This is a genomic window from Trinickia sp. (assembly GCF_051954495.1).
In the GTDB taxonomy this organism is placed as follows: domain Bacteria; phylum Pseudomonadota; class Gammaproteobacteria; order Burkholderiales; family Burkholderiaceae; genus Trinickia.
In genome coordinates, this window is record NZ_JBQCHR010000162.1 from 87,476 (window position 1) to 105,516 (window position 18,041).

Genomic DNA, 18,041 nt, shown 5'->3' on the forward strand with positions numbered 1-18,041 from the left:
ATCTTCTAGTAGATAGAATGCGACGATGGCGGCCGGCAGTTTTGTTCGAATGACCTATCTTCTACCGGGTAGGTCGATGCAAGGCGAAGCTTCATTCACTCACTGAAGAAATAGGAGTCACATTATGTCGATCGAAAAAGTTCTCTACCGTGCCCATGCTCGCGCCACGGGCGGCCGCGACGGCCGTGCAGTCGTCCCCGACAGCGGCTTGGATCTGCGCTTGACCACGCCGCGCGAACTGGGCGGTGCGGGCGGAGACGGGGCCAACCCCGAGCAGTTGTTCGCCGCCGGCTACAGCGCCTGCTTCATCGGCGCGATGAAGTTCGTCGCGGCGCGCGACAAGGTGTCGTTGCCGCAAGACGTGTCCATCGAAGGCAGCGTCGGCATCGGCCAGATCCCCAATGGGTTCGGGATCGAGGTCGAACTGAAGATCTCCTTGCCCGGCATGGACCGCGCCGCAGCCCAAGCGCTGGTCGACAAGGCGCACCAAGTCTGCCCGTATTCGAACGCGACGCGCGGCAACATCGACGTGACGCTCACGCTCGTTTAAGCGCACGAAAAAAAGCCCAGGCCTGATTCAACGGCCTGGGCAAACACCACCGGGAACCCCAGCGGCTCGGAGACGTGCAGCGGAGCGGGCGGGCGCGATTGCGCACGTGCAAGGGAGCTTCCCCCGGTAGGCGGATCACTCCGATCGCACCCTCCCTCACTGCAAGCGCTAGGTTTTCGCCGTGCTCGCGTGCATCCCCTCGCCTCGCTCAAATACCGATTCGGCGATGCGCTCGATGCGCATCGCCGAACACGGTTGCCGCTTGATATCGAATCATTAGTTGTGCTGATAGACCGGCGGCGAGTATGTGCTCACCGCGCCGTCGCTGGTGCGGCTGCCGGCTTGCGTTGCGGTTGCGCCATTCGACCCGTAGCCGCTCGTATCGCCTTGCGCGAGCGCTTCTTGCGCGCTGGCGCGGCGCTCCGCGGCTTGAATATTGTCCGGGTAGTGCTGCCAGTCGCGCGGGTTGTAGCCCGCGCGTTCGACGCGCACCAATTCCGCGCGGACTTGCTCGCGCGTCAACGGCTGATTCGATTGGGCAAACGACGCGACGGGCGCAACGAGTGCAACGGCGACAGCGATTTGCTTGATGAGAGCGTTCATGATGACAACCTCCGAAACCTAGTTTTAAGGAGCTGCGAACACGGTTGTGTGCAGCAGGTGAAGGCAGTGTAGGCCTAGGGTCTTCCCTGATAAATATGGGATTTCGGAATTCATTGGTGCCCTGGGAATAACAATCGCTGGCACGCGCGACCCATCGGCGTGCAGCTGGCGAGCACGCAAAGGCCAGTTCGCGGACAATTGCGGTGCACATGACAAAACGATTCGGAGGAGGCGTCCCATGGACCGCTTCGTTGCAATGCGGGTATTCGCGCGCGTCGTGGAATCCCATAGTTTCGTGAAGGCGGCGGAATCGCTGCAGATGGCGGCCCCGCAGGTTTCGCGCATCGTTCAGGCACTGGAGGCGCATCTGGGCGCCCGGCTGCTCAATCGCACGACGCGCAGCATCAGCGTCACCGACGACGGCGAGGCTTATTACCAGCGATGCATTCGCGTGCTGGCCGAGGTCGACGAGATGGAGGCGGAGCTCACGCACGCCAAGCTCAATCCGAAGGGCCGGCTAAAAGTGAATCTGCCGGCGTTGATCGCCAAGATGTTGATCATCCCGGCGCTGCCGGACTTCTTCGAGCGGTATCCCGACATCGAGATCGAAATGGGCTTGAGCGATCGACAAGTGGACATCGTCGAAGAAGGCGTGGACTGCGTGATACGCACCGGCGAACTCGAGGATTCGGGGCTCGTCGCCAGACGCATCGGGAGCATGCGGCGCGTGACATGCGCGTCGCCGGCCTATCTCGAGAAGTACGGCGAACCCAAGACGATCGAAGACTTGCGCGACCACATCGGCGTCAATTACGTATCGAGCAATACGGGCCGCTTGCGCGCCTGGGACTATGTCGTGAACGGCGCCGTTCAAACGGTCGATATGCGCGGGCTCATTGCAGTGAACGATGTCGACGCGTACTTGTGCTGCGGCTTGCACGGCCTGGGCCTGCTCAAGAGCGCGCTGTATCCGGTCGCACCGTATCTCGAGAGCGGTGAATTACGCGAGGTCTTGAAGGACTACAGTTCGTCCGAACGGCCGATATCGATCATGTACGCGCGCAATCGACACCTTCCGCGCAAGGTGCGGGTGTTCGCAGATTGGGTGGCGGAACTGTTCGCGAGGGAGCCGCTGATGCAACCGCAGAGCAGCGAGAAGGCGAGCGTCACCGCGAAGGCGGCGTGAGCATGCCCCGTTTACGCGATCGTACGGCCGATAGGAGGCATTTCCGCCGTCTTCGAAATTTGCAGCAAACGTAGTGCTTCCCAAACGTAGTGCGTCTTCTTCGCAGAGAACAAAAAACCCGCAGAGCCAAGCGCTGTGCGGGTTTTGCGTACTTCGTCGTTTGCTGCGAATTGCTTCGTAAACGGATCACCAGATCGACTGGTGGGTGCTGAGAGGCTCGAACTCCCGACCTACGCCTTGTAAGGGCGCCGCTCTACCAACTGAGCTAAGCACCCGTTCGCGAAGCTTTGCATCACAGCAACTCGCTGCGCTCGCCGCTTTGGAAAATCAGGAGATTCGACATTCCTCAACCAGCGAGCCCGCTAGTTTAGCGCATCTTTCAGCGCTTTGCCAGGCTTAAATTTCGGCACCTTTGCCGCCTTGATCTTGATCGCCGCGCCCGTGCGCGGATTGCGGCCGGTGCGCGCCGTGCGCTTGCCCACGGCGAACGTGCCGAAGCCGACGAGCGTCACGGTGCCGCCCTTCTTGAGCGCGCCTTTGACGCCGCCGATCACGGCGTCGAGCGCGCGTCCCGCTGCCGCCTTCGATAGATCGGCTTGTTGTGCGATGTGGTCGATCAGTTCCGTCTTGTTCATCCGTATCCCCGATGATGACTATTGTGGACAATCGCGCGAGCGCCGCTAAGCGCCCGAAAGTAAAAAGAAAAGCGCAGCCCCATGCTGAGCCCGCTCATTAAAAGTAGCCGAAAGAGCAGTGTCAACAGGGGTTGCGCCGGATGCGCGCGAGTCCATCTGGGAACACAGGCCGCCAGCGGCACGCGCATGAAAAAAAACCGCGAGAGACGCTCGTCGCGCCGCTCGCGGTTTGATGGATTGGCCGAACGCTGCGTTCGGCCACGACTGCTCGGTTAGTGCTTCACGACTTCCGTCGCGGCATCCTTGCCCGCCTCGGCGCCGACCGGCGCAGCCTTCGGTTCTTCCTCCACCAACGGCTCCGGCATACGTTCGAGCGCGAGTTCGAGCACCTTGTCGATCCAGCGAACCGGCACGATCTCGATGGCGTTCTTCACGTTGTCGGGGATATCCGCCAAGTCCTTCACGTTCTCCTCGGGGATCAATACGAGCTTGATGCCGCCGCGATGCGCCGCCAACAGCTTTTCCTTGAGCCCGCCGATCGGCAGCACTTCGCCGCGCAGCGTGATTTCGCCGGTCATCGCCACATCGGCGCGCACGGGAATACCCGTCAACACCGACACGAGCGCCGTCGTCATCGCACCGCCTGCGGACGGGCCGTCCTTCGGCGTCGCACCCTCGGGCACGTGGATATGGATGTCTTGCTTCTCGAACGCCTCGTCCTTGATGCCAAGACGACGCGAGCGCGAACGCACGACCGAGCGCGCCGCTTCCACGGATTCCTTCATCACATCGCCAAGCGAACCCGTGCGAATGACGTTGCCCTTGCCCGGCATCACTGCCGCTTCGATCGTCAGCAGATCGCCGCCAACTTCCGTCCATGCAAGGCCCGTGACCTGACCGATCTGGTTTTCCTTCGCGGCAAGACCGAAGTCGTACTTGCGCACGCCGAGGAACGTGTCGAGATTGCCGCCTTCGACCTTGATGGCGCCTTCGGCCTTCTTCAGCAGCAGCATCTTCACGACCTTGCGGCAAATCTTCGACACCTCGCGCTCGAGCGAACGCACGCCCGCCTCACGCGTGTAGTAGCGAATGATGTCGCGGATCGCCGATTCAGCCACGTCCACTTCGCCCTCGCGCAGGCCGTTGTTCTTCTTCTGCTTAGGCAGCAGATAACGTTGCGCGATGCTGACCTTCTCGTCTTCCGTATAGCCCGACAAGCGGATGACTTCCATCCGGTCGAGCAGCGGCGGCGGAATGTTCAGCGAATTCGACGTGGCCACGAACATCACGTCCGACAGGTCGAAATCGACCTCGACGTAGTGATCGGCGAACGTGTGGTTCTGTTCCGGATCGAGCACTTCGAGCAGCGCAGACGACGGATCGCCACGGAAATCCATCCCCATCTTGTCGACCTCGTCGAGCAAGAAGAGCGGATTGCGCACGCCGACCTTCGTCAAGCTTTGCAAGATCTTGCCCGGCATAGAGCCGATGTACGTCCGACGGTGACCGCGAATCTCGGCCTCGTCACGCACGCCGCCCAACGCCATCCGCACGAACTTGCGGTTCGTCGCACGCGCGATCGACTGCCCCAGCGACGTCTTACCGACGCCCGGAGGCCCGACGAGGCACAGGATCGGCGCCTTGACCTTGTCCACGCGCTGTTGGACCGCGAGATACTCGAGAATGCGTTCCTTGACCTTTTCGAGGCCGAAGTGGTCTTCGTCGAGCACGCGCTCCGCGTTCGAGAGGTCGTTGTTGACCTTGCTCTTCTTGCGCCACGGCAACGCGATCAGCGTGTCGATATAGTTGCGCACGACGGTGGCTTCGGCCGACATCGGCGACATCAGCTTGAGCTTCTTCAGTTCCGAATCGGCCTTCTTTTTGGCTTCCTTCGGCATGCGAGCAGCTTCGATGCGCTTCTCGAGTTCTTCGAGATCGGCGCCCTCTTCGCCTTCGCCAAGTTCCTTCTGGATCGCCTTGACTTGCTCGTTCAGGTAGTACTCGCGCTGGCTCTTTTCCATCTGGCGCTTCACGCGCCCGCGGATGCGCTTTTCGACCTGAAGGATGTCGATCTCGGCTTCGAGCTGGGCGAGCAGGTGCTCGAGCCGCTCCACGACCGGGAACATCTCGAGGATGTGCTGCTTCTGATCGAGCTTGAGCGGCAGATGCGCGGCGATCGTGTCGGCCAAACGCCCTGCTTCGTCGATACCGGCGAGCGAGGTGAGGATCTCGGGCGGGATCTTCTTGTTCAGCTTCACGTACTGATCGAACTGCGACACGATCGCGCGACGCAGGGCTTCCGTTTCGGCGCTGTCGGCATGATCGGGCTCGAGCGGCATGACTTCGCACGAGAATTGCGTTTCTTGCTCTTCGATCGTTAGCGTTTTCGCGCGCTGCAGGCCTTCGACGAGCACCTTCACCGTGCCGTCGGGCAGTTTCAGCATTTGCAGGATGTTGGCGATACACCCTACTTCATACATGTCTTTATCGGTCGGCTCATCCTTGGCCGCGGTCTTTTGCGCGACCAGCATGATGTGCTTGCCGCCCTCCATCGCGACTTCGAGCGCCTTGATCGATTTGGGCCGCCCCACGAACAGCGGGATAACCATATGCGGGAAAACGACGACGTCTCGCAACGGCAGCAGCGGGAGCGTGGTGCGCTCTTGAGGGAGGAGTTGGGTTCCTGACATTTCATTTCCCCATGAGTGGAATCAGTTCGTTCGGTAGTTGAGGCCCGCGGTACGAATTGCAAGCCTGCGCGTGTGGGAAAAGTTCGATGTATTCAGAGAAGCGGTCAGTGTTACCCACAAGATAAACGAAAAAAGCCGTTCACGTCTCCATGAACGGCCGTTCCTGCGAAAGCTTTAGGCTTCGGGGCCAATCAATTCGATCCCGAGACCTTCGGCGCTTCCTCATAGATGAGCAGAGGCTTGCCGTCGCCATCGATTACGTTATCGTCAATGATGACTTTGCTGACCCCTTTCATCGCAGGCAATTCGTACATGACGTCGAGCAACGCCTGTTCCAAGATCGAGCGCAGGCCGCGCGCGCCGGTCTTGCGGCGGATGGCCTTGCGCGCCACGGCCTGCAGCGCGGTGGGACGGATCTCGAGCTCGACGCGCTCCATCGCGAACAGCTTGTTGTACTGCTTCACGAGCGCGTTCTTCGGCTCGACGAGGATTTTCATCAGAGCAGCTTCGTCGAGTTTGCCGAGCGTGGCCACGACGGGCAGACGACCGATCAATTCGGGGATCAACCCGAATTTGATCAGATCTTCGGGTTCGACTTCGCGCAGCACCTCGCCCGCGTCGCGCTCCTGCTTGCTCTTCACGCTCGCGCCAAAGCCGATGCCGGTCTTTTCCGTACGATCGGTAATGACCTTTTCCAGCCCGTCGAACGCGCCGCCGCAGATGAACAGGATGTTCGTCGTGTCGACCTGGATGAAATCCTGGTTGGGGTGCTTGCGGCCGCCCTGCGGAGGCACCGACGCCATCGTGCCTTCCACGAGCTTGAGCAGCGCCTGTTGGACGCCCTCGCCGGACACGTCGCGCGTGATCGACGGGTTGTCCGACTTACGGCTGATCTTGTCGATTTCGTCGATGTAGACGATGCCGCGCTGCGCCTTTTCGACTTCGTAGTTACAGTTTTGCAGCAGCTTTTGAATAATGTTCTCGACGTCCTCGCCGACGTAGCCGGCCTCGGTTAACGTCGTTGCGTCGGCGATCACGAACGGAACGTTCAAAAGCCGGGCAAGCGTCTGCGCAAGCAATGTTTTGCCCGAACCGGTCGGGCCGATCAGCAGAATATTGCTCTTGGACAGCTCGACTTCGTCTTTCTTGTCGAGGTGCTTGAGACGCTTGTAGTGGTTGTATACGGCGACCGCGAGAATCTTCTTCGCGCGCTCCTGCCCGATCACGTACTGATCGAGGATGTCGCGGATCTCCTGCGGGCTCGGCAGGTCGGATTTCGACAGGCCTACGTCCGTGCCGGCTCCCGCGGCTTCGTCGCGAATGATCTCGTTGCACAAGTCGATGCATTCATCGCAGATGAACACCGACGGGCCGGCAATCAGCTTCTTCACCTCATGCTGACTCTTGCCGCAAAACGAGCAATACAACAGCTTTTCGCTGTTCGAACCTTTTTTGTCCGCCATGGATATACGAGCCTCCGGACACTCGAATGACAGGCGCGCCGTCCGCCGCCCTAACGCAGGGTCGGATCGAACCGGCTGGCCGGCGCGACGGGAAACGTATCGTGGCGTGTCCGCCGTCGGCGCTCAGAACTATTATCGACCATTTATAGCATCGCTTGAGGCGGCCGTCGCACGCATGGCGCGAAACGCCGCCCTTTTCGACGCGTTACGGACGCTTATGTAGGACCTGATCGATGAGGCCGTACGCCTGCGCATCCTCGCCCGACATGAAGTTGTCGCGGTCGGTGTCGCGCGCGATGCGCTCGACCGGCTGACCGGTATGGTGCGCGAGCAGGTTGTTGAGCCGCTCCTTCAGATACAGGATTTCGCGTGCTTGGATCTCGATGTCAGATGCCTGGCCGCGCGCTCCGCCGAGCGGCTGGTGAATCATCACCCGGGCGTTGGGCAACGCGAAGCGCTTGCCCTTCGCGCCGGACGCGAGCAGGAACGCGCCCATGCTGGCCGCAAGACCCATGCACAGCGTGGAGACGTCGGGCTTGATGAACTGCATGGTGTCGTAGATCGCCATGCCCGCCGAGACCGAACCGCCAGGGCTGTTGATGTAGAGGCTGATGTCCTTGTCGGGATTCTCACTCTCTAGGAACAGCATCTGCGCCACTACGAGGTTGGCCGTCTGGTCGTTGACTTCGCCGACCATGAACACGACCCGCTCTTTGAGCAGGCGCGAATAGATATCGTACGAACGCTCGCCGCGGCCGCTCGTTTCGACGACGATCGGAACGAGCCCCAGCGCCTGCGTTTCGAAATCGCGCGGTGCATGGGAGGCCAACGTGTCCAACAGTTGAGCGCGAGAGATCATGCAATGGATCCTTGTTCGGAATGGGTCTTGAAACGGCAGGAAGACGCCCTACGCATGCCGCTTCCATGCACTTCGCGAGCCGCTGCGACGCAGCAATACGGTTCGTGCATAAAAAACGGCGTGCGGCCGTCGCTCGACAGCCCGCACGCCGTTCGACGCGATGCCTTACGCTTGCGCCGAGGCGCTCGCCAATGCTTCGAAGCTGACTTCCTTGTCCGTCACCTTCGCCTTGCCGAGGACGAATTCGACGACGTTGCTTTCAACGACGTACGCTTCCATTTCCGACAGGCGTTGCTTGTTCGAATAATACCAGCGGATCACTTCCTTCGGGTCTTCGTAGCTCTTAGCGAATTCCTCGACTTCCGCGCGAATTTGCTCGGGCTTCGCCTCGAGACCGTGTTCCTTCACGACTTCGGCCAGCACGAGACCCAGCTTCACGCGACGTTCCGCCTGCTCCTTGAACATCTCGGCGGGGATCGGCGCGTTGGCCGCGTTCGGCACACCGCGTTGCACGAGATCTTGGCGCGCCATTTCGACGAGGCGCTGTTGATCTTGTTCGATCAGCGCGTTCGGCACTTCGAGTTCGGCGACCTTGAGCAGCGCGTCCATCACTTGGTTCTTCACCAGCGACTGCGTGCGGCGCTTGGCTTCGCGCTCGAGGTTTTCCTTGATCTCCGCGCGCATCTTAGCCAAATCGCCGTCGGCGATGCCAAGCGACTTCGCGAATTCGGCGTCGACTTCGGGCAGGTGCGGCCATTCGATCTTCTTCATCGTGATCGTGAACTGGGCCGTCTTGCCGGCGACTTCCTTGCCGTGGTAATCGTCGGGGAACTTGAGGTCGAACTCGCGCGCCTCGCCGACCGTAAGGCCCGTCGCGGCCTGCTCGAATTCGGGCAGCATGCGGCCTTCGCCGAGCACGAATGCGAAATCTTCGGCGCTGCCGCCTTCGAACGCCACGCCGTCGAGCTTGCCGACGAAATCGACCGTGACGCGGTCGCCGCTCTTGGCCGACGCATCCGCGCCGCCGTCGCCATGCTCGCCGGCTTCACCGCGTGCGTGGTAGTGCACGCGCTGCTTGCGCAGGATGTCGAGCGTGCGGTCGACTTCGCCTTCGGAGATTTGCGTCACCGCGCGCTCGACTTCGGCGCTCGCCAGATCGCCGAGCTTCACTTCCGGGTAGACCTCGAACGTGGCGTCGAACGCATACGTGTCTTCACCGGCGCCTTCCTTCGGGCTGAAGCTGGGCTGACCCGCGACGCGCAGATTTTCAGCGCGGCTGATGTCGAAGAATTGCTTGCCGACCTTGTCGCTCAGCACTTCGGCCTCGACCTGCCCCGCGTACTGCTGCGTCACCATCTTGAGCGGCACCTTGCCCGGACGGAAGCCCGGCATGCGGACGTTCTTCGCGAGTTGGCGGATACGCGAATCGATCTCCTTCTGCACGCTGTCCTTCGGCAGGGAGATCGTCACGCGGCGTTCGAGCTTGCCGAGGTTTTCAACAACGTTAGCCATGGCTTTCAATCGTCCTAAATTGTTCAAGCGAATCGGGTTATCTTCTCCGTGCCCACGTGTTGCGCCTTGCCTCGACGGTGCCGCAATCACCGCCCAAGGCTGCGTACGTCTTGCCGCCGACGGCACGGGTTGGATCGGAAGAATCAATTATTCTAGCAAACTATTCGCCCCCGTTTCGAGCGCCCCGCTTCGCCGCATCGATTCCGAGCGATCCTCGTCATGCCGCGACCCGTATCCAACCGCATGCGCACACTGATAAGCTCGCATTCCGAACCGAGGTCGAACACACGACTCACCCGGCGCCGCGGCGCGACTTTCCGTCGCCCGGCGCATGCCAATACGGAGACACCATGCCAGGCAGCACGCCCATCGTCGTCATCGCTCCCGATTCATTCAAAGGCTCGCTCAGCGCGCAGGCAGTCGCGCAAGCCATAGCCGACGGCGTGCGGCGTGCGCTGCCCGACGCAACGGTGCGCCTGTGTCCGATGGCCGACGGCGGCGAAGGCACGCTCGACGCGATGCTCGCGCGCGGCGGCGAGCGGCGCGTCTTGCGCGTACGCGGCGCGGCGCAAGCGCAGCGCGAGGCAGCCGTGGGCCTGTTGCCCGACGGCAGCGCGGTGATCGAAACGGCGGAGATCGTCGGTATCACCGATGCCGTCGCGATGAGCTCGGATGTCGAGGCGCGCGACACGCGCGGCATGGGCGAGGCCGTGCGCATGCTGCTGGATGCCGGGGCGCGGCGATTCTTCGTCGCCCTCGGCGGCAGCAGCACGAACGATGGCGGCGCGGGGCTGCTCGTCGGGCTCGGCGCGAAATTGTACGACGCGTCCGGGCGCGAACTCGATCCGACGCCGGAAGCACTGGGCGCGCTCGCGCGCGTCGACGTCCTTGGCCTCGATCCGCGTGTCGCGCAGGCCTCGTTCGTCGCCATGTCCGATGTCGACAATCCGCTCACGGGCGAACATGGCGCGACGGCCGTCTTCGGGCCGCAAAAAGGCGTGAGCGCCGATCGCATCGATGCAATCGATGCAGTGCTCGCGCATTTCGCCGAACTCGCCGAGGCGGCGCTCGGGCGGCGCGCGCGCGACCTACCTGGCGCGGGGGCCGCCGGCGGGCTCGGGTTCGCACTGCATCTGCTCGGTGCGCGATTCGAGGCGGGCGCGGAAGTGGTGGCGTCGCAGGTGGAGCTCGACGCGGCGCTCGCGGGCGCCGATTGGCTTATCACGGGCGAAGGCCGCTCCGACGCGCAGACGCTGCACGGCAAGGCGCCCTTCATCGCATGCCGGCACGCGCGGGCCGCCGGCGTGCCGGCCACCCTGCTCTCGGGCGGCATCGATTCGAGCGCGCTCGCCCGGCTCGGCGCGCATTTCACCGGATGCTTTTCGCCGGCGCCCGGCCCGATCACGCTCGACGTGGCGATTCGCGACGCCGCTCGGCTCTTGACCAACGAAGCCGAACAACTCGCGCGGCTGAAATTCGGCGCGTGAGGGAGCGCCGACCGGCGGGTGGACACGCGCGAAATACCGCGTTGACCAACGCGCCGGTTGCGGCAACAATCGGCGAGTGCTTCTTTCCCGCCCTCTCTCGACAGGAACGACCATACCCCATGAAGGCCGCAGCCAAAGCCGGGCTCGAGCAATTCCTGACCTACCGCATGCACGTGCTGAACAAGCTCTCGGATCGCGGGATCAGCGAGCGCTATCAAACCAAGCTGGAGATCACGCTGCCCGAGGCGCGCGTCATCGCCGTGGTCGGTTCGTTCGGCCCCTTTTCGATCATGGACTTGGCCAAGCACGCGAACCTCGACAAGAGTCAGGCGAGCCGCGCCGCCGAAGCCTTGATCAAACGCGGGCTGATCGAGCGCGCGCCCAGCAGCGACGACGGGCGCGTCGTGTTGATTTCGCTGACGCAGGAGGGCCGCGCGCTCTTTCGCAAGGTGATGCCGATCGCGCGCAAGTGGAACGCCGATCTATTCGATTGTCTCGACGAAGCGGAGCGGGAAGCGCTCGGGCGCGCCCTCGACAAAGTCATCGCCAACGCGCTCGCTGGGGACTAGCGAGCCGTGCGGGCGCGCGTAGCCAGCCCCGCGAATTTGCCGCCCCGAGCGCGTACGCGCGTACCGTCGGCCTCATTACCGCACCAGTCCCTACGATCGTCGACACAACGGCAAGCGAATAGGTTAGAATCTCGCGCTTACGCTTTTGATCGCACCACGATCGCGCGCCACGCCCCGGCGCCGGGAAAGCGAGCCAGACATCGAAGCGCGCGGCCAGCGCGACTTCGGCGCGAGGATGGCGAAATTGGTAGACGCACCAGGTTTAGGTCCTGACGCCAGCAATGGTGTGCGGGTTCGAGTCCCGCTCCTCGCACAATCTATTCCATGGTTTCATGGTATCGATTCGAGTCGCGCGCTGCTGAAAAGCAGCGCGCTCTCCATTCGTCCCCACAGATTTATTCCTCGACATCGCGCACTTCAATCGGATGCATGCGCGCGCCCACACGCCCGTAAAATTGGTTGTGCACACAACTAGTTTGCACTATGCTGACTCGCATCGACGAGTGCCCAAGAGGCGTCGGGAGACAGTGATGCACGAGATCGAACGCGCACTGCGCGTGCAATTGGCGGGCACCTATCGCGTGTTCGCAATGCTCGGCTGGACCGAGCTCATCTACAACCACATCACGTTGCGGGTGCCCGGTCCGCACACGCATTTCCTCATCAATCCGTTCGGCCTGCACTACTCCGAGGTCACGGCGTCCAATCTCGTCAAGGTCGATTTGGACGGCCGCGCGGTGGAGCCGACCGAACATCGCGTCAACCCGGCCGGCTTCGTGGTCCATGCCGCGCTCCATCGCGCCGTGCCGGATGCGCACTGCGTGATGCACACGCACACGAGCGCCGGTCTCGCGGTCGCCTGCTCGCAGGTCGGCCTCGAAAACTCGAATTTCTATTCCGCGCAGATCGACGGCATGGTCGCCTATCACGACTTCGAAGGGATCACCGTGCACGCCGACGAAGGGCCGAGGCTCGTGGCCGATTTGGGCGAAAAGCGGCTCTTGATCCTGCGCAATCATGGCCTGCTGTCGGTCGGTTCGACGATCGCTCAAGCATTCGCGCGCTTGTGGACGCTCAATCGCGCTTGCGAGATCCAAGTGGCGACGGCTGCGCTCGGCCCCGCGCGCCTTGTTTCGTCCGAGGTCGCTGCGCGTTGCACGCGCGATGCGCTGCAATTCGATCCTGCGTTTGGCGCGGGGCAGGACGTGCTCGACGCGCTGTTGCGTCAAGTCGATAAGATCGATCCGTCGTACAAGACGTAATGTTGAATGGAACCGGGAGCGTGACCTGATGAATATCGAAGCTCGACGCGATGACAAAGGCATGCGGGCCACGGTGGTCGGCGCCGGCGCCATCGGCGGCCTGATCGCCGCCGCCCTCGCCCGCGGCGGCCAGCGCGTATCCGTTCTCGCACGCGGCGCGACGCTTGCCGCCATCCGAGACAACGGCATTCGCATCCTCGCGGACGACGCCTCGGCCGGCGCCGTGCGCGTAGCCGCCAGCGACGATGCCGCGGCGCTTGGCGAGCAAGACGTCGTCGTGCTCGCGCTGAAGGCGCAGGCGCTGCCCGCGCTCGCAGAATCGCTGCGCCCGATGATCGGGCCCGCGACGCTCGTCGTGAGCGCCATGAACGGCCTACCGTGGTGGTTTCTGCATGGCCTCGCAGCGCCCGAGCACTGTGCGCCGCTTGACGCCATCGACCCCGGAGGCCGCGTATCGGCGGTGCTGCCGGCTGAGCGTGCGATCGGGTGCGTCGTGCATTTGTCGTCGGCTACGCAGGCCCCCGGCGTAGTCAAACGCGGGCGCGGCAATCGCCTCATCGTCGGCCCTGCGCGAGCCGATTGCGCCGCCGCTGCGCAGACACTGGCCGATGCACTGAATGCTGGGGGCTTCGATGTCGAATCGACCGACGACATCCGAACGGATATCTGGGCCAAGCTTTGGGGCAACATGAACATGAATCCGCTCAGCGCGCTGACGGGTTCGACGGCGGACCGCCTGCTCGACGATCCGCTAACGCATGCCCTCGTGCTTCGGATGATGGAAGAAGCCGATGCGATCGGCCGCCGGCTAGGGCTCTCGACAGGCATGTCGCCGCCGGAGCGCGTGGCCGTCACGCGCCAATTGGGCGCGTTCAAGACTTCCATGCTGCAGGATATGGAAGCGGGACGCGCGCTCGAGATCGATCCGATCCTGGGCGTGTTCCCGGAACTGGGGCGCCGTTTCGACGTGCCGACGCCCTTTTGCGATGCGGTGCTGGGCCTACTGCGTCAACGGGCGTTCAACGCCGGGCTCTGATCTCGACGGCCAGCCCTCGTGCGTCACGTGTCCATTCGCTCGTAAGCGTCGCGTCCCGCTCGGGCAAGATCGCGCCATATCGCCGACGGGCAAGCATGCCCCAGCGCACGGCGATCGAGCAAATCGTCGCATAGCGCAGCAAGTTGCCGAAACGCCGCGGCAGTCTCGCTCTCGTGTTCATGGCGAGCGCCGAGCACTGCGCTCGCGTTGTTCGACGCGCGCGCGAGCGCCTGCCACTGAACCTCTTGCACCTGAAGGCCGTAGGCGCCCAGTTGCGCGGCCGCCCCCGATACGAGATAGAGCTCCTTGAAAGCCGAGCGTGTGTGCGCGGCGACAGCCACGTCCCGATCAGTCGGAGTCGATTGCATAGACGAAGTCGCGAAATGCACGAGAAGCGCGTAGATGAGACGGATTGAGACGGACTGGCCCGGATGTCACCAATAGTTCACGAACAGCCAGCCGATAAAGGCGGCCATCGTGAACACGAAGGCCCAGCGCACCACGACGACGATCGGCATCGATGCACCTCCGAAAGCGGAGCACGCGTCGGTCTCGCAAACGTTGGCGCGATGGCGTAACTGCAGGCAGGCGACACCATCGCTTCATGGGTTTACGGCGTCAGGCCCTTTTACTTTAAGTGCGGGGAAATACCTATCTGCGCGCCGAGGGTTGCCAGCCCGTGTCCGCATCGCCGGCATCCAACAGCCCGTGGCGCAACGCATAGCGAATCAGCGCGGCATCGTTGTCCAGCGCGAGTTTCTCCAAAATATTCTTTTTGTGCGTACTGACCGTCTGCGGCGTCAGGTCCAGCTCGTCCGCGATGCGCCGGCTCGTTTCGCCGGCTGCGAGGCGCAGGAACACCTCCCGCTCCCGATTCGTGAGCGCCTCGTGCGGGCGTGGCTCCGTCAGTCGGGCCAAGCGAGCCGGCTGTCGCTCCGCTTCGCCGAGCCCCGCGTACAACTCACCGTGCGCCACCTTGCCTACCGCGTTTACGAGTTCCGTACCGGCGCTCTCTTTCGTCAAATAGCCGGACGCACCGGCCTTGAATGCGCGCTCCATGACGTGCGCCTCGGTGTGCATACTCAAGACGAGCACGCGAAGTTGCTCGTTAGCCGCGCGAACGCGCTCGATCAGCCCGATGCCGCCGCCCGCCGGCATCGTCAGGTCCATCACCAGCACGTCAGCGTCGGTGCTGCGCACGAGCGAGAGCGTCGATGCGCCATCGTGAGCTTGCCCCTCCACGGTGAAACACCCCGCGGCTTCGAGGATATGCAGCAGGCACTCGCGCATCAGGGCATGGTCATCGGCTAAAAGCACGCGAATCATCTGAGCATTCCTGTCAAACGCCGCTCGGCTGTCGGCTTCATTTTAGTTTTCGTGGAAGGCAGCAGCGAGATTGGCGAGCCTAGGCGCGACATTTTGTCGTGCGGCGCGACTCGCGTCCAATCGTATGAGAACTCGAATGATTCCTACGGCAAGCCAGCGTTTGCCGACGCAAAGTCGGTCGCCTAACCGATGGCCCGGCGTCCACCTTTCGGAGACACTGCAATCACACTTGAACGAAGGCGTTTTGCAAGGTTTCTATTCGCCGACACCTCGCGGCCCTTAGCTATCAGGAGACACTCCCCATGTTGACACCGCACGAACTCGCTCGACTCTTCGTCATCGTCCACACGCCCCATGCAGAGGCTGTCGTGAGCCCCGAGACCGAAGCGCTGGTCGAACAGGATCTCGTGCGATGTGTCGCCCGCGGCGGCGAACGCATCGAACTTCGCGTGACGCCGCAGGGCGCCGAGGTGTTGGCGCGGCTTACGCGCAACGGCGCACGTGCGCCGACGACATCCGACAAGCACGCGCGCTGGAGCACAATCGGTGTGCGCGGCTCGAATGCGAGTTGAAACGGGCGCGGCAGTCCGGTTCCGCCGCCTCCGTTGATTTACCTCAATCGCCACCCTGCGCGTCGCATCGATACTGGGTCCTTCCGTCAAGCGAATAGGAGCCATCGATGGCGACATTCATGAAGGCCGCCGTGGTCCACGCATTCGGCGAGCCGCTGCGCATCGAGGAAGTGCCCGTGCCCGTGCCGGACCCTGATCGGATTCTCGTGAAAATCGAGGCATCAGGCGTGTGTCATACGGATTTGCACGCGGCCGACGGCGATTGGCCCGTCAAGCCCTCGCTACCGTTCATTCCGGGCCATGAAGGCGTGGGGTATGTCGCCGCGGTGGGTTCGCGCGTGAAGCACGTCAAGGAAGGCGACCGGGTCGGCGTGCCTTGGCTCTACACCGCCTGCGGCCACTGCGAGTACTGCCAAACCGGTTGGGAAACGCTGTGCCACGAGCAGCAGAACACCGGCTATTCGATCAACGGCAGCTACGCCGAATATGTCGTGGCCGATCCGAACTACGTCGGGCGTCTACCCGATAGCGTGGCGTTCGACGAAATTGCGCCGATTCTTTGCGCCGGCGTGACCGTCTATAAGGGCATTCGCGTCACGGATACGCGCCCCGGGCAATGGATCGCCATTTCGGGCATCGGCGGGCTCGGTCACGTGGCCGTGCAATACGCCGTCGCAATGGGCCTGCACGTCGTGGCCGTCGATATCTCCGAGGCCAAACTCGATCTCGCCCGCAAGCTTGGCGCGGCGCTGACCGTCAATGCGACGGCACAAGATCCCGCCGACGTGATTCAGAAGGAAACCGGCGGCGCGCACGGCGTACTCGTTACGGCCGTCTCGCGCAGCGCCTTCGCTCAAGCGCTCGGCATGGTGCGACGCGGCGGCACGATTTCGCTGAACGGCCTGCCGCCCGGCGATTTTCCGCTGCCGATTTTCTCGACCGTGCTCAACGGTATTACGGTGCGCGGCTCGATCGTCGGCACGCGGCGCGATCTGCAGGAATCGCTCGATTTCGCGGTGCAGGGCAAGGTGCGTGCGCATATTCATCGCGACCGGCTGGAGAACATCAATGCGATCTTCGCCGCATTGAAAAACGGCGAAGTCGACGGACGCATCGTGTTGACCGCAAGCTGACGCGTTGACCCAAGGGCGTTCGCGGCCCCGTTCAACGAGCGACCGCGCCGCCCGCGAAGCGGCGCGGGTCGACGCGTTCGCAAGAAATTGTCGTGCCGGCCGTGCCGTCGACGAGCCGCGCCACGTCCGCCAGCGCGCCGATCGCGGCGCGAGCGCCCGTGCGCTCCGCGAACCCGGAAGCCGCTTGCAGCTTAGGCCCCATCGAGCCGGTTTCGGCCGCGAACTCGCGCACCGCGCTGGGATGACCGTGGCGCAGCAACTTCGAATTGGCCGTCCCCCAGTCGAGGAAGACACCGGCTACATCGGTCGCGATCACGAACCGGTCGGCGCCGATCTCTTGCGCAACGAACGCCGCCCCGACGTACGGATCGATGACAGCTTCCACGCCATGCCATCCCCCATCGGCCGCCGATGAAACGACAGGAATCGAGCCAACGGTGCACATGACGACCGCCCCTTCATCGACGAGCCCACGCAACGCGGCCAGCTGCAGCAGCCGCTTGGGCCTAGGACTCGGTACGACTCGTCGGTATCCCACACCGTCGTGCGCAATATGCCATTGCTTCTGCTGCGCGCGGGCCAATGCGCGCGGACCGGTAAAGACCGCACCGATGGGCATGTCGGGGTGGTCGAACGCAGGGTCGGCCATGTCGACCTCGACCATGCTGAACAACGTCGAACACGCGCGCGTGCTCGGCAGACGATGACGCAACTCCAGATCCAGCCGGCACGCAATCGTCTGACCGGCGTCGATCGCCAGCAAGTCGTGGGCAAAGCCGTTCATCGCATAGGCGCCGTGATCGTACTCAGGCGCCGGCCACAATGAATGTCCTTGTGCTTGCACGACGACGAGATCGTTGCCGTCCGCCACCCGCGCCAACTGCTCCGCCGCGGCTCGCAAGATCTCCGCTTCCTTGCTCGTACCTGCGTCTGCACCCCGCTTCTGCATGGCGTCGTCCGCCAACGCGATCACGATACGCATCTTTCGATTCCTCCTGCGGTGATGGGCGCGCCCCGCGAGACGAGTGGGCGATACGGCTGGGCTGTCGCCATGGCCTTGGACTGCCAGCGTCAAAGTATCTGTATAGACGATGTCGACGCCGTTGACTGCGTCCTGGGACACATCCGGTCCGCGTGGCCGCACGTCATACGATCGGG

17 protein-coding genes and 2 tRNA genes are annotated in these 18,041 nt (G+C 63.0%); 9 read left to right on the forward strand and 10 right to left on the reverse strand.

Going from position 1 to position 18,041, the window contains the following annotated elements:
* The first annotated feature begins 124 nt into the window (after window positions 1–124).
* Entirely contained in the window at window positions 125–550 is a 426-nt protein-coding gene (locus tag ACTHNR_RS22720) for an organic hydroperoxide resistance protein (RefSeq protein WP_440550438.1), read from the forward strand.
* 276 nt (window positions 551–826) lie between these two features.
* On the opposite strand, the gene ACTHNR_RS22725 is transcribed toward ACTHNR_RS22720, so the two are convergent.
* The gene (locus ACTHNR_RS22725) at window positions 827–1,153 is read right to left on the reverse strand and encodes a DUF4148 domain-containing protein (protein WP_440550440.1); all 327 of its coding nucleotides are present in this window, start codon (window positions 1,151–1,153) and stop codon (window positions 827–829) included.
* 238 nt (window positions 1,154–1,391) lie between these two features.
* Between ACTHNR_RS22725 and ACTHNR_RS22730 the strand changes: the two genes are divergently transcribed.
* Window positions 1,392–2,339 (forward strand): LysR family transcriptional regulator, encoded by a 948-nt coding sequence (locus ACTHNR_RS22730; protein ID WP_440550442.1) that lies wholly within the window; start codon window positions 1,392–1,394, stop codon window positions 2,337–2,339.
* A 199-nt stretch (window positions 2,340–2,538) separates the two neighbouring features.
* Here ACTHNR_RS22730 and ACTHNR_RS22735 read toward each other — a convergent pair.
* From ACTHNR_RS22735 to tig, 6 genes are all read right to left on the reverse strand, one after another.
* A tRNA-Val gene (locus ACTHNR_RS22735) sits at window positions 2,539–2,614 on the reverse strand.
* A gap of 87 nt (window positions 2,615–2,701) precedes the next feature.
* On the reverse strand, window positions 2,702–2,974 hold the full coding sequence (locus ACTHNR_RS22740; RefSeq protein WP_115533391.1) for an HU family DNA-binding protein: 273 nt from the start codon (window positions 2,972–2,974) through the stop codon (window positions 2,702–2,704).
* A gap of 272 nt (window positions 2,975–3,246) precedes the next feature.
* Window positions 3,247–5,664: an endopeptidase La gene (lon, locus tag ACTHNR_RS22745; protein ID WP_440550443.1), complete on the reverse strand. Its 2,418-nt coding sequence runs from the start codon at window positions 5,662–5,664 to the stop codon at window positions 3,247–3,249.
* A 191-nt stretch (window positions 5,665–5,855) separates the two neighbouring features.
* Window positions 5,856–7,127, reverse strand: coding sequence for an ATP-dependent Clp protease ATP-binding subunit ClpX (clpX, locus tag ACTHNR_RS22750; RefSeq protein WP_440550445.1), 1,272 nt, complete (start codon window positions 7,125–7,127; stop codon window positions 5,856–5,858).
* A 205-nt stretch (window positions 7,128–7,332) separates the two neighbouring features.
* The gene (clpP, locus tag ACTHNR_RS22755) at window positions 7,333–7,986 is read right to left on the reverse strand and encodes an ATP-dependent Clp endopeptidase proteolytic subunit ClpP (protein WP_440550447.1); all 654 of its coding nucleotides are present in this window, start codon (window positions 7,984–7,986) and stop codon (window positions 7,333–7,335) included.
* Between the two features lie 165 nt (window positions 7,987–8,151).
* Entirely contained in the window at window positions 8,152–9,498 is a 1,347-nt protein-coding gene (gene tig, locus ACTHNR_RS22760; protein WP_440550449.1) for a trigger factor, read from the reverse strand.
* A gap of 350 nt (window positions 9,499–9,848) precedes the next feature.
* Between tig and ACTHNR_RS22765 the strand changes: the two genes are divergently transcribed.
* The 5 genes from ACTHNR_RS22765 to ACTHNR_RS22785 all read left to right on the forward strand — a co-directional run bounded on the left by ACTHNR_RS22765 (window position 9,849) and on the right by ACTHNR_RS22785 (window position 13,852).
* Complete coding sequence (locus ACTHNR_RS22765; RefSeq protein ID WP_440550451.1) at window positions 9,849–10,985, forward strand: glycerate kinase; 1,137 nt, start codon at window positions 9,849–9,851, stop codon at window positions 10,983–10,985.
* Window positions 10,986–11,104: 119 nt separating this feature from the next.
* Window positions 11,105–11,554: a MarR family winged helix-turn-helix transcriptional regulator gene (locus tag ACTHNR_RS22770; protein WP_440550453.1), complete on the forward strand. Its 450-nt coding sequence runs from the start codon at window positions 11,105–11,107 to the stop codon at window positions 11,552–11,554.
* Window positions 11,555–11,783: 229 nt separating this feature from the next.
* Window positions 11,784–11,867 (forward strand) — tRNA-Leu (locus tag ACTHNR_RS22775).
* Window positions 11,868–11,961: 94 nt separating this feature from the next.
* Window positions 11,962–12,816: a class II aldolase/adducin family protein gene (locus tag ACTHNR_RS22780; protein ID WP_440550473.1), complete on the forward strand. Its 855-nt coding sequence runs from the start codon at window positions 11,962–11,964 to the stop codon at window positions 12,814–12,816.
* Between the two features lie 61 nt (window positions 12,817–12,877).
* Complete coding sequence (locus ACTHNR_RS22785) at window positions 12,878–13,852, forward strand: 2-dehydropantoate 2-reductase (RefSeq protein ID WP_440550474.1); 975 nt, start codon at window positions 12,878–12,880, stop codon at window positions 13,850–13,852.
* Between the two features lie 23 nt (window positions 13,853–13,875).
* Here the strand turns inward: ACTHNR_RS22785 and ACTHNR_RS22790 are convergent, their stop codons facing one another.
* Both ACTHNR_RS22790 and ACTHNR_RS22795 read right to left on the reverse strand, forming a co-directional pair.
* Entirely contained in the window at window positions 13,876–14,220 is a 345-nt protein-coding gene (locus tag ACTHNR_RS22790) for a hypothetical protein (RefSeq protein ID WP_440550454.1), read from the reverse strand.
* 283 nt (window positions 14,221–14,503) lie between these two features.
* The gene (locus tag ACTHNR_RS22795) at window positions 14,504–15,178 is read right to left on the reverse strand and encodes a response regulator (RefSeq protein WP_440550456.1); all 675 of its coding nucleotides are present in this window, start codon (window positions 15,176–15,178) and stop codon (window positions 14,504–14,506) included.
* Between the two features lie 302 nt (window positions 15,179–15,480).
* Here ACTHNR_RS22795 and ACTHNR_RS22800 point away from each other — a divergent pair, with 302 nt between their 5' ends.
* Complete coding sequence (locus ACTHNR_RS22800) at window positions 15,481–15,750, forward strand: hypothetical protein (protein WP_440550458.1); 270 nt, start codon at window positions 15,481–15,483, stop codon at window positions 15,748–15,750.
* 107 nt (window positions 15,751–15,857) lie between these two features.
* The gene (gene adhP, locus ACTHNR_RS22805) at window positions 15,858–16,883 is read left to right on the forward strand and encodes an alcohol dehydrogenase AdhP (RefSeq protein ID WP_440550460.1); all 1,026 of its coding nucleotides are present in this window, start codon (window positions 15,858–15,860) and stop codon (window positions 16,881–16,883) included.
* A 31-nt stretch (window positions 16,884–16,914) separates the two neighbouring features.
* Here the strand turns inward: adhP and ACTHNR_RS22810 are convergent.
* A partial coding sequence (locus ACTHNR_RS22810) for an amino acid kinase family protein (protein WP_440550462.1) occupies window positions 16,915–18,041 on the reverse strand: 1,127 nt, incomplete at its 5' end.

What these genes read in the sequence shown, in the direction of transcription:
- ACTHNR_RS22765 (WP_440550451.1), top strand. Translation starts at nt 9,849, where the DNA reads ATGCCAGGCAGCACGCCCATCGTCGTCATCGCTCCCGATTCATTCAAA.
- ACTHNR_RS22730 (WP_440550442.1), top strand. Translation starts at nt 1,392, where the DNA reads ATGGACCGCTTCGTTGCAATGCGGGTATTCGCGCGCGTCGTGGAATCC.
- ACTHNR_RS22720 (WP_440550438.1), top strand. Translation starts at nt 125, where the DNA reads ATGTCGATCGAAAAAGTTCTCTACCGTGCCCATGCTCGCGCCACGGGC.
- clpX (WP_440550445.1), bottom strand. Translation starts at nt 7,127, where the DNA reads ATGGCGGACAAAAAAGGTTCGAACAGCGAAAAGCTGTTGTATTGCTCG.
- adhP (WP_440550460.1), top strand. Translation starts at nt 15,858, where the DNA reads ATGGCGACATTCATGAAGGCCGCCGTGGTCCACGCATTCGGCGAGCCG.
- tig (WP_440550449.1), bottom strand. Translation starts at nt 9,498, where the DNA reads ATGGCTAACGTTGTTGAAAACCTCGGCAAGCTCGAACGCCGCGTGACG.
- clpP (WP_440550447.1), bottom strand. Translation starts at nt 7,986, where the DNA reads ATGATCTCTCGCGCTCAACTGTTGGACACGTTGGCCTCCCATGCACCG.
- lon (WP_440550443.1), bottom strand. Translation starts at nt 5,664, where the DNA reads ATGTCAGGAACCCAACTCCTCCCTCAAGAGCGCACCACGCTCCCGCTG.
- ACTHNR_RS22740 (WP_115533391.1), bottom strand. Translation starts at nt 2,974, where the DNA reads ATGAACAAGACGGAACTGATCGACCACATCGCACAACAAGCCGATCTA.
- ACTHNR_RS22800 (WP_440550458.1), top strand. Translation starts at nt 15,481, where the DNA reads ATGTTGACACCGCACGAACTCGCTCGACTCTTCGTCATCGTCCACACG.
- ACTHNR_RS22725 (WP_440550440.1), bottom strand. Translation starts at nt 1,153, where the DNA reads ATGAACGCTCTCATCAAGCAAATCGCTGTCGCCGTTGCACTCGTTGCG.
- ACTHNR_RS22770 (WP_440550453.1), top strand. Translation starts at nt 11,105, where the DNA reads ATGAAGGCCGCAGCCAAAGCCGGGCTCGAGCAATTCCTGACCTACCGC.
- ACTHNR_RS22790 (WP_440550454.1), bottom strand. Translation starts at nt 14,220, where the DNA reads ATGCAATCGACTCCGACTGATCGGGACGTGGCTGTCGCCGCGCACACA.
- ACTHNR_RS22795 (WP_440550456.1), bottom strand. Translation starts at nt 15,178, where the DNA reads ATGATTCGCGTGCTTTTAGCCGATGACCATGCCCTGATGCGCGAGTGC.
- ACTHNR_RS22785 (WP_440550474.1), top strand. Translation starts at nt 12,878, where the DNA reads ATGCGGGCCACGGTGGTCGGCGCCGGCGCCATCGGCGGCCTGATCGCC.